11 protein-coding genes, 1 tRNA gene and 1 pseudogene are annotated in these 17,061 nt (G+C 61.2%); 3 read left to right on the top strand and 10 right to left on the bottom strand.

The window, feature by feature from the left end; all coding sequences use genetic code 11:
• Nucleotides 1-38: 38 nt before the first annotated feature.
• Both mscL and dapA read right to left on the bottom strand, forming a co-directional pair.
• Entirely contained in the window at nt 39-482 is a 444-nt protein-coding gene (gene mscL, locus ABIB80_RS29755; RefSeq protein ID WP_219684713.1) for a large conductance mechanosensitive channel protein MscL, read from the bottom strand.
• A 25-nt stretch (nt 483-507) separates the two neighbouring features.
• Nucleotides 508-1,398 (bottom strand): 4-hydroxy-tetrahydrodipicolinate synthase, encoded by an 891-nt coding sequence (dapA, locus tag ABIB80_RS29750; RefSeq protein WP_007603384.1) that lies wholly within the window; start codon nt 1,396-1,398, stop codon nt 508-510.
• A 293-nt stretch (nt 1,399-1,691) separates the two neighbouring features.
• Between dapA and ABIB80_RS29745 the strand changes: the two genes are divergently transcribed.
• Complete coding sequence (locus ABIB80_RS29745; protein WP_219684723.1) at nt 1,692-4,097, top strand: lytic transglycosylase domain-containing protein; 2,406 nt, start codon at nt 1,692-1,694, stop codon at nt 4,095-4,097.
• Between the two features lie 79 nt (nt 4,098-4,176).
• The gene (locus ABIB80_RS29740; protein ID WP_354128876.1) at nt 4,177-4,986 is read left to right on the top strand and encodes a YkgJ family cysteine cluster protein; all 810 of its coding nucleotides are present in this window, start codon (nt 4,177-4,179) and stop codon (nt 4,984-4,986) included.
• A 138-nt stretch (nt 4,987-5,124) separates the two neighbouring features.
• Here ABIB80_RS29740 and ABIB80_RS29735 read toward each other — a convergent pair whose 3' ends face one another.
• The 8 genes and pseudogenes from ABIB80_RS29735 to ABIB80_RS29700 form a co-directional block, all read right to left on the bottom strand.
• Nucleotides 5,125-6,780 carry an arylsulfatase gene (locus ABIB80_RS29735; protein WP_354128875.1) on the bottom strand — a complete coding sequence of 552 codons (1,656 nt, stop codon included), beginning with the start codon at nt 6,778-6,780 and terminating at the stop codon, nt 5,125-5,127.
• Between the two features lie 56 nt (nt 6,781-6,836).
• Nucleotides 6,837-7,823, bottom strand: a complete 987-nt coding sequence (locus ABIB80_RS29730) for a formylglycine-generating enzyme family protein (RefSeq protein ID WP_219684716.1) — start codon at nt 7,821-7,823, stop codon at nt 6,837-6,839.
• Nucleotides 7,824-7,883: 60 nt separating this feature from the next.
• On the bottom strand, nt 7,884-8,912 hold the full coding sequence (locus ABIB80_RS29725; protein ID WP_354128874.1) for an HAD family hydrolase: 1,029 nt from the start codon (nt 8,910-8,912) through the stop codon (nt 7,884-7,886).
• 352 nt (nt 8,913-9,264) lie between these two features.
• Nucleotides 9,265-10,377 carry a SphA family protein gene (locus ABIB80_RS29720; RefSeq protein WP_376707528.1) on the bottom strand — a complete coding sequence of 371 codons (1,113 nt, stop codon included), beginning with the start codon at nt 10,375-10,377 and terminating at the stop codon, nt 9,265-9,267.
• 264 nt (nt 10,378-10,641) lie between these two features.
• Nucleotides 10,642-11,001 (bottom strand): annotated as a pseudogene (locus tag ABIB80_RS29715) (porin); the annotation flags it as partial.
• Between the two features lie 149 nt (nt 11,002-11,150).
• Nucleotides 11,151-11,294, bottom strand: coding sequence for a hypothetical protein (locus ABIB80_RS29710; protein ID WP_219684718.1), 144 nt, complete (start codon nt 11,292-11,294; stop codon nt 11,151-11,153).
• Between the two features lie 414 nt (nt 11,295-11,708).
• Complete coding sequence (locus ABIB80_RS29705) at nt 11,709-13,277, bottom strand: porin (protein WP_219684719.1); 1,569 nt, start codon at nt 13,275-13,277, stop codon at nt 11,709-11,711.
• 506 nt (nt 13,278-13,783) lie between these two features.
• Nucleotides 13,784-16,399 carry an O-linked N-acetylglucosamine transferase family protein gene (locus ABIB80_RS29700; RefSeq protein WP_354128873.1) on the bottom strand — a complete coding sequence of 872 codons (2,616 nt, stop codon included), beginning with the start codon at nt 16,397-16,399 and terminating at the stop codon, nt 13,784-13,786.
• A 465-nt stretch (nt 16,400-16,864) separates the two neighbouring features.
• Here ABIB80_RS29700 and ABIB80_RS29695 point away from each other — a divergent pair.
• Nucleotides 16,865-16,957: transfer RNA gene (locus ABIB80_RS29695), tRNA-Ser, on the top strand.
• The last annotated feature ends 104 nt before the right edge of the window (nt 16,958-17,061 follow it).

The raw sequence follows: 17,061 nt of genomic DNA, 5'->3' as shown, positions 1-17,061 counted from the left end.
TGCGCGAGGACGCTAACAGTTTGGATGAAGCGAGCGCGTCAAGACTTCTTGAGGAGATCGCGGATCTCGGTCAGCAGCTCGACCTCGGCCGACGGCTTTGGTGGAGCGGCAGGCTGCGCCTCGTCCTTGCGCTTCAACTTGTTCATGGCACGGATCACCAGGAACAGCACGAAGGCAATGATGATGAAGTTGATCGTCAGCGTGAGGAAGTTGCCCCAAGCCAAGACGGCGCCCTGCTTTTTCGCGTCCGCGAGATTTGCGGCGGTGACCTTGCTCGAAAGCGGCGTGAAGTAGTTCGAGAAGTCGAGGCCGCCGGTGGCCGCACCGATGATCGGCATGATCACGTCGCCGACCAGCGATGTGACGATGGCGCCGAAGGCCGCGCCGATGATGACGCCGACCGCGAGATCGACGACGTTGCCCTTCATGGCGAACTCGCGGAACTCCCTGAGCATCCGCGTGCCTCTTTCGTCGATCGCCATGAAAGCTCCCCGATCGGCTAGCGCGTCAGTTGATGAGGCCGGCATGAACCATCGCGCTGCGCACCGCAACGCGGGTCGGCTCGGTGACCGGCACCATCGGCAGCCGCAGCGTCTCGTCCAGCTTGCCGAGCAGCGACAGCGCGTACTTGATCGGCGCCGGATTGCTCTCGATGAAGAGGTTGTTGTGCAGCGGCATCAGCTTGTCGTGCAGCTTCAGTGCGGTGGCATGGTCGCCTTTCGCCCAGGCGGCCTGGAACTCCGAGCACAGCCGCGGCGCGACGTTCGAGGTCACCGAGATGCAGCCATGGCCGCCATGGGCCATGTAACCGAGGATGGTCGCATCCTCGCCCGAGAGCTGGTTGAAGTCCTCGCCCATCGCCGCGCGCTGCTGCGAGACGCGGACCATGCTGGCGGTGGCGTCCTTGACGCCGGCGATGTTCTTCAGCTCCCACAGCCGCGCCATGGTGTCGACCGACATGTCGATCACCGAGCGCGGCGGGATGTTGTAGATAATGATCGGAATCCCGATCGCGTCGTTGATCGCCTTGAAGTGCTGGTACATTCCTTCCTGGGTCGGCTTGTTATAGTAGGGCGTCACGACCAGAACCGCGTTCGCCCCCGCCTTCTCGGCGTGCTGGGCGAGCTCGATCGCCTCTTTTGTCGAGTTGGACCCGGCGCCGGCGACCACGGGCACGCGGCCTTTTGCTTCCTCGATGCACCATTCAACGACCTTCTTGTGCTCGTCATGGCTCAGCGTCGGGCTCTCGCCGGTGGTGCCGACCGGGACCAGGCCGTTGGTGCCCTCTGAAATCTGCCAGTTGACCAGGGAGCGGAACGCCGCCTCGTCCAGCGAGCCGTTCTTGAACGGCGTGACCAAGGCGGTGAACGATCCCCGGAATTTCGTCTTGGCTGCCATGGACTTCCTCCGTACGCGGCGATCTCGAGCGAGCCGCATTCATATCGGGTCTATCCCGCCGGTAAAAGACCCGCCTCGGCGTGACGCACCGTTTAGGCCGCGATTTTGCCGCGGTGGTGGTGCAAACCCGGCGAAGGTAAGCGGCTGTTGGTATTTTGTCCGCATATTCAATCAAATACAGCCAGATCTTGTACAGCTAGGTCTTGAGCCAATTGACTGATTCGGGGCGACGAAACGCCGTGATCTCCTTTCCGCGCGCCGCATGGCGATCCACCGGTCTGATCGTGTGCCTGATGGCAGGGCTGTCCGCGGGCTGCGCCGCCTGGGCCAAATCCAATGAGACAACCGCGGAGACCGCCAAGGAAACCGCTAAGGAAACCGCGAAGCCCGCCGCCAAGCCAGCCGCCAAGGACACTTCGAAGGGAGCGTCCAAGGGAACCGGTAAGGAACCTTCGAAGGACGCCGCCAAGGGGGCAAGTAAGGGCGCAAGCAAGGGCGCGACCAGTCCCCCCGCCAAGGATGCCGCGAAGAAGCCTGGCAGGGATGCTGGCAAGAACGCAGGCAAGGAACCTGCGAAGGACAAGCTGAAGCCTGCGGCTGCCGCGCCAAAGTCAACGCCGACCGCTGGCGCCTCTGTCCCGAAAACCGCACCCGCGCCGGCTGCGACGGCCACCGTCAGACCCACCGCTCCGGCCCCCGCCAAGCCCGTCGCGGCTCCTGTCCTGGCTCCGGCGACCCGCCAGCATGCCGCCCCGCGCAAGCCGGTCACACCGGCTGCGGTTGCCGCGACCTCCTCGACGTCGCAAGCCGACAAGGACACGCTGGAGGCCGTGATCGAGCTCGTGCGCAAGCGCAAGGCGGGCGACGCCACCAATGCCGCGGGCACGATCTCAGATCCCGTGGCGCGAAAGCTCGCGGAATGGATCATCCTTCGCAGCGAGGACAATGGCGCGACTGTCGAGCGCTACCGCGCCTTCCTCTCCGCCAATCCGAGCTGGCCGTCGCAGACCTTCCTGCGCCGGCGCCTGGAGGCCGCGATGTGGGACGACAGGCGCGACGACCAGGTTGCGTGGTCGTGGTTCGAGAACGAATCCCCCGTGTCCGCCAAGGGCCGCTTCACGCTCGCCAAGGCGATGCTGGCGCGCGGCGACCGCGCCAACGCCGAACGTCTGGTGCGCGACGCCTGGCGCAGCGACCCGATGTCGGAAGAGACCGAGAACAACGCACTCGACCAGTTCGGCGCGCTGCTGACGCCCGGCGATCAAAAGGCGCGGATGGACACGCTGCTCTATGGCAGCGAGAACGAGGCTGCATTGCGTGCCGCGAAGCGCCTCGGGGCCGGCTATGTCGCACTCGCCAAGGCCCGAATCGCCTCCCTCAAGAAAGCCCCGAACGCACGTGCGTTGCTCGAAGCCGTGCCGCGCGAGCTGCACGGCGATCCCGGCTTCATCTTCAGCAAGATCCAGCTGCTGCGCCGCGAGGAGAAATTTGCGGAAGCCGCCCAGCTCATGCTGTCGGCACCGAAGGATCCGGGCCGTCTCTACAATCTCGACGAATGGTGGATCGAGCGGCGCCTCCTGGCGCGCAAGATGATCGACACCGAGGAATTCCGCAGCGCCTATCTGATCGCGCGCGATGCCGCCCTGCCCTCGCGCGACATCTACAAGACCGAGCAGGAGTTCACCGCCGGCTGGATCGCGCTGCGCTTCCTCAACGATCCCGCGGCCGCGACTCAGCATTTTGCCCGCATCGGGATCGGCAGCGTCAATCCGACCACGCTGGCGCGCGCCGGCTATTGGCAGGGCCGCGCCGCCGAAGCTGCAGGCCGCCAGCAGGAGGCGCGCAACGCCTACGCGCGGGCCGCCGAGCAATCCACCAGCTATTACGGCCAGCTCGCACGTGCCAAGCTCGGCCTGCCGCAGATCGAGCTCAACGCTCAGCCGCGCAGCCGCGGTGCCGAACGGCTGGAGATCGTGCGCGCCGCGCAGCTGCTCTACGAGCTCGACGAGCGCGAGATGGCGATACCGATGCTCGCCGACATGGGTGAGAACGGCGATCCTGAAGCGCTAGCCGGCCTTGGCGAGCTCACCCAGCGCCACAGCGACGCCCGCGGCATGCTGCTGCTTGGCAAGGCCGCGCTCAATCGCGGGCTGCCGTTCGATTTCTACGCCTATCCCGTCAACGGTATTCCGCAGTTCACGCCGATCGGCCCCGAGGTCGAGCGCAGCATCATCTACGCCATCGCGCGGCAGGAGAGCGCCTTCAACCCCTCGGTCGTCTCGCCGGCGCAGGCCTATGGGCTGATGCAGGTGACGCCGGACGCCGCGCGCTATGTCTGCAAGCGGCACGGCGGGACCTACGATCTGGGACGTCTGAAGAACGATTCGGCCTACAACGCCACGCTCGGCTCGGCCGAGCTCGGTGGGCTGCTCGAGGACTATCGCGGCTCCTACATCATGACTTTTGCCGCCTACAATGCCGGCCGCGGCAGTGTGAAGAAGTGGATCGATCGCTACGGCGATCCGCGCGACCCCAAGGTCGATGCGGTCGATTGGGTCGAGCTGATCCCGTTCTCCGAGACGCGCAACTACGTGCAGCGGATCATGGAGAACCTTCAGGTCTACCGCGCCCGCTTCGGCGGCGGCACGCGGTTGCAGATCGAGGCCGATTTGCGCCGCGGCGCCGGCAGCGTGGAGTAACTGCGTGCCCCTAACGACTCCGATGACAAAGCATCCACGCATGCAGCGCAGATAGGGCGCGCAATAATAAGAGACGAAAATGGATCAGATAATGTTGAGCGTCGTCCGTGCGGTACAGGCAGGCGCGACGACGATGAAGGGCGTGATCGACGCCACCGGACTATCTCGTCTCAAAATCGAACGTGCGTTGAATGCCCTAGAGAAGCAGCAGCTCCTGGTTCGAGACGGCCAGGGGTTTAGATCGACCAGTCTGCCGAAGGCAGCCCGGCAGTGCGGATCGTGCAATGCCTGCTGCGATATCCTCGAGGTGGCCGCCGTCGACAAGCCCGTGAACCAGCTGTGCAGGCATTGGCAGACGGGCGCGGGATGCACCATCTACGACCGCCGTCCGCAGATGTGCCGGTCCTTTGTCTGCGCCTGGTTGCAAGGTCACCTCGACGACGACTGGTTTCCAGCGAAATCGGGCATCATCGTGCATTTCAGCCAGGATGCGGTCAACGTCACCGTCGATGACCATTGCCCCGATCGCTGGCGCGAGGAGCCTTATTTCAGCAAGCTCGCCGAATGGTCGCTGAACGGCATCAAGAGAATCGGAAACCGCGGTTACGCGACCCTCGTTGTGTCCGGTGCCGATAAGTTCCTGCTGCTGGGACGGACCATCGTTCCCGAACCGACGCTGTTCGGAACAGCGTTCCTGCCGCTTACGGCCGACACTTTCCGGTTCTGGCGGGCGAAATCGCAGGAGCATTTGCAGCGGCTGCACGAGCGCATCGCCGAGATCGAGCGGATCAGACAGGAATTCGGCTCCTGCGCGATTCCCGACGAACTGGATGACGACCCCTACCCGCCCTATCGGTCGGCTCTTCTGCGCTGGTCGAATCACGCCTGAACTCCCACGCGGTCCACGCGGAGTAATTCGCCGTATGCCGCTCGATGCGCGCCGGTCGCGATCGAAACGTGGCGGCGGGCACGCGCGAAAGACGCCGCCCCGGGAGTTCGGGACGACGTCTTGAGGCTGGAAGCTACGCTACTTGGCGATTGCAGCTTGCGCGGCTGCGATCTTCGCCTTCACGGCATCGAGATTGAAGCTCGCGCCCTTCTGCATGGGCGGAAATTCGATCGCCGTCATCGCCAGCTTCTCAACCTGCTGCTGGACAAAGACAAAGCGCCAGAATTCGTATTTGAACCAGTCGAAGTATTGCTGGGCCCCGTATTTGGTCCCGCTATCGGGCCAGCCCGTGCGCTCGAAAGGATCGAGGCGAAGGTTGGTCAAATAGGGCACGTCAACCTTGCTTTTATCACCCAGCCAGCCTCCGGGCTGGTCGATGAAACGATACTTGTAGTCGTCGATGCGCACGGCCCCCAGCTCGCTTTCGCCGAAATAAAAGATTTCATGCCGATTTGACGGCCCCTTGCCAGTGATCATGTCCAGCTGATTGTAACCATCCAGATGGCACTTGTAGGTGCGGTCACCGATGTGTTTACCCTTTTTGAGCTCGTCGACGATGTTGGGATTGCCTGCAGCGGCCAGGAAGGTCGGGAACCAGTCCAGTCCGGACATGATGCCGTTCTCGACCTTGCCGGCCGGCACCTTGCCCGGCCAGCGGATCATCGCCGGCGCGCGGAAGCCGCCCTCCATGATCGTGCCTTTGCTCTGCGCGAATGGCGTCTGTCCGCCATCGGGCCAGGTGAAGACCTCGGTGCCGTTGTCGGTCGTGAATACCACAATGGTGTTGTCATCGACGCCCATATCCTTCAGCTTCTGCATCACGACGCCAACGTCGTCGTCGAGCTGCGCCATGCCGGCTTCATGGATGGACCAACCATTCTTGGAGTTGCGCATCGCCTGGTACTTCGGCGACAGGTGCGTAACGATGTGCATGCGGGTCGGATTGAGCCACAGGAAGAATGGCTTGTTGTCGGCCTTGGCCCTGTCGATGAAATTGAGCGCGAGGTCGCGGATTTCATCATCCACGGTTTCCATCCGCTTGGGATAGAGCGTTCCGGCGTCCTCGATCCTCTGCTTGCCGACCTTGCCCCAGCGCGGATCCACGGTGGCGTCGTCCACATTGGTCGCCCACGAGTGGACCATGTTGCGCGGACCGACTGTGTTCAACAGCTCCTGCGGATAAGCGGGGTGGGCCGGATCTTCCATCGCGTCGAGGTGATACAGGTAGCCAAAGAACTCGTCGAAGCCATGCACCGTCGGTAGAAACTCGTTTTTGTCGCCAAGGTGGTTCTTGCCGAATTGGCCGGTGGCGTAGCCCATACCTTTCAGCGCCGCAGCAATGGTCACGGCCTCCGCCGGCAAGCCGGTGGGAGCGCCGGCCTGGCCGACTGTGGTCATGCCGGTGCGGATCGGCAGCTCGCCGGTGATGAAGTTGGCGCGGCCCGCCGTGCAACTCGCCTCGGCATAGTAATCGGTGAACAGCATGCCTTCGGCGGCGATCTTGTCGAGGTTTGGCGTCCGCCCGGCCATCATCCCGCGGTGGTAGGCGCCGATATTCCAGATGCCGATGTCGTCACCCATGATGACGACGATGTTCGGCCGTTGCCCGGGCGCAGCGGGCGCCGGCGCCGCGGCTGGTTGCTGCGCTTGTGCAGGGCTCGTCAATCCGATGGCCGAAAGCGCCGAAGCGGCGGCGAGAGAACTACCACTTAACAAGAGATCGCGGCGTTTCATTCCGCCGCCGTTTGGTCCCGCGCTCATCTCAGGCTTTTCCGGAATCCTATCGTTACTCATGACGCGATCCTCTTCCTGGTGATGCACCTGAAGCCGACATGGCTTGCTGAGGTGTCGATCGGCTCGGCATGACGCGCTGCCGGACGATAGCGGCGGCAATAGTTAGGCGCGCAAAGATGCGAGCCGCCCTTAAGCACCTTGCGCGGAATTCTTATCTTCGGATTTCGGGCGTCGTAGCTCGCATTTTCGGGCCCACCCCGCGGATTTTGCGGAATGCAACACGCCTTCGGCGAATCGGCTTCGTGCACCGGCGAATACCAATCGGCCGTCCATTCCCAGACATTGCCGATCATGTCATGCAGCCCGTAACCGTTGGCCGGGAACGCTGTGACCGGCGAGGTGCGCTCGAAGCCATCGGTCGCCAGATTCTCGTGGGGGAAATTACCCTGCCAAATGTTCGCCATATGTTGGCCGCCGGGTAACAGCTCGTTACCCCATGCGAATTCGGCACCGTCTCGTCCGCCGCGTGCAGCGAACTCCCATTCAGCCTCGGTCGGTAATTCCTTGCCGGCCCATTTGGCATAGGCTTCGACATCTCGGTAGGCGACGTGCACGACGGGATGGTTCTCGAGCCCGCGCAAGTTACTGTGCGGCCCGTAAGGACGACGCCAATTGGCTCCGAACTTGAACGTCCACCATTCGCTCCAATGGTGCACGTCCACCGCTTGCTGCGGGGGTGTGAAGACGAGAGAGCCGGCTTTGAGCATGCGCGGCAATGCGCCAGGATAGTCCTTCGCATGGGGTGTCAGTTCAGCGAGGGTGACGTAGCCAGTCGCGTTGATAAAATCGCGAAATTGGCGATTGGTGACAGGCGTTCGGTCTATCCAAAATCCGTCCACAGTGACCCGGTGGACCGGCGCCTCCTCAGGATAGTGAGTCTCGGAACCCATCCGAAAAGTTCCGCCGGGGATATAAACCATCTCCTGGTTTGCTTGCCCCTCAACCGCTGGCCCGGAAAAACATTCCCCACCGGTGAAATTCATTTCATCTTGCCCCTCAACTAACCTTATGGCGGTGTCACGGACATCCGATGGTTCGCGTTCTCACTCGAAGGCGAATATCCGCTTCCAGTCATTCTTCATGTCGACCACCGTCCATCGATTCACCGCTGCGGCGTCCAGGGCCTTGTCCAATTTCCCGAAGTGGGATTGGCGGTCGTAGGCATATTCGCGCTCGGCGTCAGTATGGTGGACGAGCAAACCGAACCGCGCGCCGGGGGCGAGCGTCGCCCATTGGAGCATTTCAAGGTCTCCATCCGAGTTGCCAAACGCCGCGATGGGGCGGCGGCCGATATGTTCATTGATTCCGATTGGCTTACCGCCCTTGTCATCGATGAAATTGACCTCGGGCAACCGGAACAGGACCGGGGTGCTGTCGCGCATCTCAAACCGGGTCTTGATCGAGGATCCGACCACCTGCTCTGGAGGGACGCCGTAGATGGCATCCGTCCACGGCCGCATGAACTCAACACCGCCGCCTGAAACGATGACAGTCTTGAAACCGTTCGCCCTAAGGTAGGCGAGCAATTCCAACATCGGTTGGTACACCAACTCGGTGTAGGGTCGTTTGAAGCGTCTGTCGCGCGCCGTCGCAAGCCAGTCCGCGACGATCGTCTCAAACTCTGCCGTCGTCATACCGGCGTGGGTGACCGCGACCAGTTCGGCAACGCCCTTTTCGCCGGAAGCTGCGAGCGCGTTCATCTCGCCGTCCAGCACCGCCGTGAAGGGCTGTTTGCCCTTCCATTCCGGGTGCATCGGAGCCATGCCCTTCACGCGATCGAGCACAAAGGCAAGCTGCACATACATGGGTTGTTCGATCCACAGCGTGCCGTCATTGTCGAAGGTTGCGATCCGCTGTTGGGGCGGCACGAAATATGGGCCGCCCTGGTCCGTGACGCGCCTAACGAAGTCGACGATAGATGTCTTCGCCGAACCGTCATTCCAGGAAGGCAACGGATCGCGCTGGGATTGTGCCAGCGCCGACCTGGAGTAAAGCGAGGCTGAAAGCAGCGGAAGCACCGCCAGGGAAGAAAGAAGAGCGCGCCGATCCAGAGATTCAATGATTGGCGTCATACCCATCTCCAATTGCTCTGCAAAAGGGGTCGCAACATGCGATCATTCGCCGCGGGCAGCATCTCGTAGTGTTGAAGGATGCTCGAACGATTTTCTGTGGTCAGACGACGATCTCGTCTCCGTCAGCTATTTTCCGGTAGTAGGTCTTTTGAGGGCAAGTAAGGCTTACAGAAACGGAGCGGCGCACTTCGGGGTTGATCTAGATCAAGCGATAGTCGCTGTAGGCGAAGGTGCAGGATCATGATCCCAGTCGCGCACGGCGGAATATCGAGAGGCGTCTCTCGCACGCCCTTGCTAAAGCTTTTGGAGGCGATCGATGTTCGAGAGCCGGTAATCCGGCGGTTAGCTGGTCTTAGTATTTTCTAACGATGGGCTTTGTCGTCGCAGGCGTTCCAGGCGCGGGCGGCGAGATTGAGAAGGTGACCCAAGTGTTCCAGCCGGATGGCCGATTTTCCGCGGCGAACTCTCCGTAAGCCTTCAGATTGAGATAGCCCTGCATGTCGCCGACCGGAAACAGAAAACCGATCTGGGGACCGACACCAGCTACCTGGGACTGGAAGCAACCGACGCGGTCACCTGCACCGCTATCGCAGCCCAGTCCCTTGTAGACATAGCCCACGAGGCCGACCATGACCTGCTTCGACAAGAACTGCGATGCACCCCAGTCGAAGTGCATGTCGACACCATTCTGATACTGCGTCGCCGTATTCTTGAAGTTGTAGGTGAAGCCGAGCACCCCGGAAAATTCGTGACCGGTCTGCGGATTGAAATAGGTGTAGCCGCCGCCGGCGTCGATCGCTCCGTGTCCGATGCCCAGGTTCGACAAACGATCGGATTGGTAAGCGCCGACAGGGATGTCACCGGTGATATAGGTCATGTAGTTGTGGACGCCGGCGTTCCAGCGCAATGCGAATTGCGGCGCCAGATCCCCAAAGCCCCACGTCGTGTCGCTGATCGTGTCGGACCGCGCGAAGGGAACATTGCCGAACGGCGTCGTGATCACGCCGGACAAGGTCCCCGCCAAGCTGGTGCCGACGACTCCATAGGCTGCGAGGAGCGAAACTGACGCCTGGCCGCCGAGCACCGGCGTTGCAAATACATAGCTCGGAAGCACAAGGCCGAGATCGCCGGTGGCGTTCACATTCAGATTCAGATTTGCGTTCACGGCAAAGTTGGCCGGGACCCTGCCGAGCGTAAATTCACGCGCCCGCGCGACGTCGGCGCCGGCGGATACGGAGGTGTGGTAGTAGATGGTCGCCAAGGACCAGCCCGGCTGCTGCGGCGTGGCCGCGAGGCTTCCGAAGAGGCCGGGGATCCAGAAACTGATGCCGTTTTCGTCGGCGACGGCAGACTGCGCAAAAAGCAACAGAGTGGACGTCAGGAGGGCTGCAGAAATAACTCTGCGTCGATGTGCTGGGACTGAGCGCTCGCTTTTCGCAGCAGCAAGCGCGGCTCTCACCGTCACATTGTGGCTCCAAAACTGGTCGCCTGAGAGTAGAACTGTACGCCATTGTGCGGCTTAGGCAAGTAGCAAGTTCAGCCATGACCCGATGGCCGAAAATAGATGAATGGATTGAGGGAAGCCACAGCGCAAATTGGATATGGCAGAGTCCGCGTGCGGCCCTGTGACAGACGGCTAGCTCCCGCGCACCACCCAGCCAAGGATCATCTCAAACAAAAGCCCCGGCGGTTTCCCGCCGGGGCTTTCCGTTAGGTCGTTAGACCGAACTTACCAGTTGCGCTGAGCGCGGAGGAGCAGAACGACCGAGTTCTGATCCTTGAGTTCGTAGGTCGCAGCCGGCTTGGCCGGGATCGCCGTCACAGCGGCCGGGGTGACGATACCGGCATACTTCTGGTCGAGATGGGTCCTCAGCCGAGAACGTCAGGTTCTTGACCGGGGTCCAGCGGGTGATGACACCCACCTGGCCGACGGCGAGGTCCGGGTTGCACGAGGTCACGCCCGCAAACCCAAGACCGACACACCACCACCAGCACCACCGGCGCCGCAGAGCGTGGTCTTAGCCAAGGTGCCGAACTGCGCCTGAGCGTAGGCACCGTAGATCGCCGTGTTCCAGTAGGGATCCCAGTCCGCCTCTTCTGCAACGGCCTCGGCTGAAGCGTAGCGTGCGACCGGTCACGGAAGCGCCGCGGTGCCGGCAGCGTGGAATAGCGGTGGCTTCTTCAGAAGCGAAACCCTCCGCCTCGATTACCACGATGGCGTGGATTGAGTGAGACGCTCTACGCCAGTTGTGGTAGCATCTGTCCGGGAACAGGCATCTGCTGTCCCAGATCAACAAAAACGAGGAAAGCCATGAAGACGTTGGCCATGTCCGCTTTTGCTCTTGTCGCCATGTCGATTACGCCGGTGAATGCAGAGCCCATCAAAGTCGCAGCCGAAACGAGCAATGGCGCTAGGGTCCAATGCTCCCTGTCCAGTGGTGTGGGTCACAATTGCAGAAACGTTCTCAACTTCAAAACTTTCTACGAGTGCCAAGCCAACAGGATGGAGAGGGGCTGGACCAGCATTGAGAGCTCCAACTACTGCCGAACCCTCGACGTGAAATAACGACGGTTTCTGTTTGGACTCCAGGAGGCCGCCTCTGTTGGCGGCCTTTTTCGTACCAAGAGCCCGGCACCGAGACCGCCTCTGCGCCTCAGAGGCGCGATGACGATTGATCCCAATCTCATCGCGCTTGACCGACCATCGCTTGCTCTTCGACCGCGAGGGACAAGGCCAGCAAAAAAAAGCCCCGGCGGTTTCCCGCCGGGGCCCTCTGTCAGGTCGTTAGACCGAACTTACCAGTTGCGCTGAGCGCGGAGGAGCATAACGACCGAGTCTTGGTCCCTCAGCTCATAGGTCGCGGCCGGCTTGGCCGCGGGACCGTTGATAGCCGTGGTGGTCACGACGCCAGCATACTTCTGGTCAAGGCGGGTCCAGGAGACGTCCGCCGAGAACGTCAGGTTCTTGACCGGGGTCCAGCGGGTGATGAGACCCACCGTGCCAAGCGCGAAGTCCGGATTGCAGGACGTCACGCCGGCAACACCCGAGATGATGCCCGCGGGTCCGCAGAGGAAGCCCTTCGCACCGCTGCCGAACTGAGCCTGAGCGTACGAACCGTAGATCGCCGTGTTCCAATACGCATCCCAGTTATGGGTGTACGCACCGCGGAAGCCCCAAGTCTTGATGGTTTCCTGCTGACCGCCCGTGACGAACACGGTGTCCGGAGCATTCGCCGCGCCCACGCTGGCGTAGGCAACGTTTGAGCTACCGTAAAGCGCGAACGAGCTACCCGCGAGGTTCTGGAAGTTGTAGCGGGTCGCACCATCGGTGTAGACGCCCTGGATGTTGATCACGTCACCCGCACCGGTCGGGATGTTCTTGATCGACAGAGCAAGCTGAACCGCCCAACCCCACTTGTCGTCGGGATGGCCCGTCGCCTCGGTTGCGCCGTAGTAGGCAACGTGGTTGTCATGCGCAGCCACCGACGCCTGGAAGAGACCCCAAGCCTGGTCGACACGGACCATACCCACGAGGTTCGGCGAACGCGAGCCACCGATGGCATTCGAACCATAAGCGGCGCCAGTCACGCCGCTGAGGCCCGCTGCACCGCTCAGGTTGAGGTTGCCGGCTTGCATGTAAGCCGTCGGATCTTCCGCCGAGAACGCCGCCGTGACGCCCTGGCCGAAGTCAGCAGTGTAGCTGAACTGGTTGATACCGGTGACCGTGCCGCTACCGCCGGCGAGACCGTCGAAGTTGTTGCCGGGATAGTTGGTCCAGGGCGCGTCGAACTGCGACACGGCCTTACCCATCGTGAAGCCAGCGAACTGGATGAAGGCGTAGTACACGCCGAGCGAACCGCCCGAGGTGCCGCCGTCGGTCGGGTTGATCGACGAGCCAACGAGGGCCGGCGCTGCACCCGAGGTGTTGAGGGCCAGCGTGCTGCTGTAGGCGGTCGTGCCAGTCGCGCTGCCGGTGCCGTTGTAGTTACCGGTCGTCCACGAGAACACGCCGTCGAAGAAGGTACGGACAACGCCGTATTCAGTCGCGGTGCGGGTGTCGATGTTCAGGTCTTCACGAGCGCGCGCCGTGTAGTAGTTCGTCAGGCGGTTGCGCCCGCCGTTGTTACCGCTGGACTGCCAGTTGATGTCGCTGTTCGTGTTCAGCGCGACTTCAGCGCGCAAATAACCACCCAGCTTGATGCAGGTGTCAGTGCCGGGGATGTAGTAGAAACCCGCACCGTACAGGGAGCAGATCTTCACGTATTCGACCGCTTTGGCCTTCACGGGGAGATCGGCTGCCTGCGCTCCGCCAACAGCGATCAGACCCGCTGCGGAACCGAGCAAAAGGCTCTTAACCAACTTCATGTTAAACCTCCAAGTTTGCCATAGGGAAGGTTCCGGATCCGCTGGGTGAAGACACCCTAAGGTTGGTTCCCTTGTCCCTTAAATTCACCGCTTAGTCGCTTCGCGCCTTCGGACACACCCGCTGAACGCGAGGGACTTAAGCGAACCACCTAAGACGGGACGACCTCGGGATGCCCCCCTCCGTCGCTCAGTCACAATTACCGAACGCCCTTGCACACACAACAACAGAACGCTTCAGAACGGGCCGATGGAGCGTGTTTTCCGGCGGGTGTTGCACAAATAACACGCAGATGTGATCAGAACGACTTTGTACCTCATTGAATCTACAGCGTTTTTTTCGACGGGTTTCATTTGCCGTCCAAAGTTCCCGCACGGGCCCCCCACGCGCAGAGACGCTCCGTTGTGGGGCAGAGGCGTCCGAATCGTGGAATCAACCAAGGACCCGGCAGGGACCAAACCTTCGGGAACTCGCTGGCCTGATCAGCAAGCGGCCGCGACGGCCGTCCTCATCCGCGCGCTTGAACGTCGATATGATCCGGCGGCAAGCCGGCCTGATGTCGTAGATACATAGCCTCGTAAGCCGTCTCGAGCCGCCTGGCGTAGAGCGCCGCATCAAACAGTGATGCGGTCAGGTGGTTCCCTTGCAGCCGTCCGCGAATATCCGCCAGCTTCTGCTTATCGAGCGCCAGCTCGATCGCGAGTGCTTCATAATCCGCACGCGTTCGCGTGATCAGCTCAGGCAGACCGACAGCGCTCAGCAAGCTCGCGGCCACGCGGCCGGCGAAACTATTCCCGCTATGGGTCACCACCGGCAGACCAGCCCACAACGCATCGCTGGCCGTCGTATGTGCGTTGTAGGGCAGCGTGTCGAGGAAGAGGTCGGCGAGGCGATGGCGCGCCAGATGTTCCGATGAAGACGCAACGCGCCTTGCAAACACCAGGCGATCCGGATCGACGCCCCGGCCCTTGGCTTCCTTCCGCAGATTCGATTTTGCGATCTCGCCCACGTCGGACAGCCACAACACCGACTGATCCACGCTCTTCAAGATATTCATCCAGGAGCCAAAGACAGCCGGATTGATCTTGTAGGCATTGTTGAAGCAGCAAAACACAGTCCATTCCTGCCGCAAATCGTGATCGGCCCGATTGGGTGCAGCATCGTCGATCGTCGCGACGTGATTATCACGCGGCATGAAGCTGCCGGGCAGACGAACGACCTTCTCGTCGAAGAATTGGCTGTTTTGATCTGGCAGCACGATGTGATCGGCAATGATGTAGTGGAAGAGCTCCCTGCTCCCCAGCGTTCCTGCAAAGCCAAGATAGTTGACGACGATCGGAGCCGGGCTGGACGCAAACAACGACAGCCTGGCATTGTGCGTATGGCCAGCAAGATCGACAAGAATATCGATCTGCGCATCGTCGATTGCTTTCAGGACTTCGCCGTCGAGCTTGTGCTCGCAATCGACAAAGCGATGAAACGACTTTTCGAGCCGCCTGCGCAGATCGCTGTTGTCGTCAGGACCGATCGAAAACGCATATGTCTCGAAGCGGTCGGGATCGTGACTCTCGAAAATCTCGGCAGTGAGATACCCGACCGGATGCTTGCGAAAATCAGGTGAAACATATCCGACCCGGATCTTGTCGTGGCGACGGATTTCACCCCCTGACCTCGTTTCGGAGAGATGCGGGAGCTTTGCCCTCACCCACGTCCTGGCGCAGCTGAGCTGATCATCGGGAGAATCTGTCAGAGACAGCAAAGCAAAGGGAGAACTATTGGCCTTCCCGAGCCGTACTGTTGCCGTCAACTGGCCGATCTCTTCGTCCAGATTGTCCCAATTGCACAGGTTCATCTTCGCAAGAAGACGCAAACCCTCGATGCCCTCGAGGTCAGGCCTGATCGACACCGCCTTGTCGAAGGCGATGAAGGCTTCGTCATGGCGCCCGAGCTCGGTAAAGACGTTGCCACGGCCAATCCAGGCCCCCTCGATGTCGGCCTTGATCGCGAGCGCCTTGTCATACGCGGCAAGAGCCTCTTCGTAGCGCTTCAGCCCCCACGCGACATTGCCACGACCGAGCCACGCCTCGGCGAGATCAGGCTTGATCGACAGCACCCGCCCATACGCCGCGAGCGCATCGTCACGGCGCTTGAGCTCAGTGAGAACATTGCCACGACCAAGCCAGGCTTCCGCCAGATCAGGGCGGATCGATAACGCCCTGTCATAGGCAGCCAACGCCTCGTTAAGGCGTTTGAGATCGAAGGACACATTGCCACGACCAAGCCACGCGTTCTCCAGGCCGGACTTGATCGAGAGCGCCTTGTCATAGGCTGCCGACGCCTCGTCGTAGCGCTTCAGGCTCCAGAGAACATGTCCTCGGGCAACCCACGCGCTCTCGAGCTCAGGCTTGATCGAGATCGCCTTGTCGTACGCGGCAAGCGCCTCGTCGTGGCGCTTGAGATCGGTGAAAACTTCGCCTCGGCCAACCCATGCGCTCGGGAAATCCGGCTTGGCCGACAGCGCCTTGTCGTACGTGGTAAATGCGTCGTCGTACCGCCTGAGATTCCGGAGTGCATTGCCTCGACCAAGCCATGCAGTCTCCAGGTCAGGCCTGATCGACAACGCCTTGTCGTAGGCCACGAGCGCATCCTCGTAACGCCTGAGCTTTTCAAGGCAGCCGCCCTTGCTTGCGTAGGCATCGGCAAAGTTCGGATTGTAGAATGTCGCCTTGTCGAATTGCTCGATCGCTTCGCCATAGCTTCGCGCGAACTCGGCAAGGATCGTACCTCTGTTGTGATACGAAAGGGGATTGCGCGGATTCACCGCCAATGCGCGCGTGAAATAGGCCAGAGCTTCCTGAGGCCGATTCAGCGCTTTGAGCGCATATCCATAATTGCTGAGGGCCTCGTCGCTGCTTCCGTTCAGGGCCACGGCCACCCTGAGATGCATCTCGGCCTCGGCAAACCGACCTTGTACGAGCATCACCACGCCCAGGAGATGTTCGACTTCGAAGATGTTCCTGGCGGATTTGGCGATCTGCTGCAGTATTCTTTCCGCTTTGACCAAATCATGGGCGTGAAAGGCTTCGACAGCACGTCGAAATTTGGTCTGCAGTTCACCCGCCAAGTCCATTCCTCCCTCAGGATGTCGGTCAATCATACCATCGGTCCCGACATTGCAAGATGAGACCGTAGCGGCGTCGCGCGGCCGTCGAGGGACGAGCGAGCGTTTCAGCCCGGCAGCCTTCGCTGATTACGGCGACGCCTGGCGCGGCGGAGCGGCTCCTGGGCCGGCGAGCGAGTTATCCCGACTAAACTAATAAGAGCGCCTGTCCCGCAGTCTGACACGGGACCCCGTCGGCCAATCGGAGAGCGATCACCGCTCCATAGCTTGGGGCGAATCGCGGAAAGATTCAACCAAATCAACTGCTTGCAGGTCGATCACTTGAGAGAATCGGTCGGTGACAAAGGCAATTGTCCCCCGCTCAAGCCCACCCGCCGCTTGGTTTCGCAATTCGCTGGGAATATTCGAGCAAAAACACACGCTTCCAAATTGACCAGCCCAAGTAATTAGATGCATAAGGCTCGCACCGGAGAGGTGGCCGAGTGGCTGAAGGCAACGCTTTGCTAAAGCGTCATACGGTCTCAAGCTGTATCGAGGGTTCGAATCCCTCCCTCTCCGCCACCCCGCAGCTGTCCAGACCGGAGACATAGGTAACAGGTCGTACCTAAGACATGGGTGACAACCTCGTGCCGAACGGGTTGTCGAGGGGTTTCAAAGTCGTTTAC

This window comes from Bradyrhizobium sp. i1.15.2 (assembly GCF_040548425.1).
In the GTDB taxonomy this organism is placed as follows: Bacteria; Pseudomonadota; Alphaproteobacteria; order Rhizobiales; family Xanthobacteraceae; genus Bradyrhizobium; species Bradyrhizobium canariense.
Note: the sequence above shows the minus strand (reverse complement) of the source record. Positions and strands in the feature narration are given on the sequence as shown.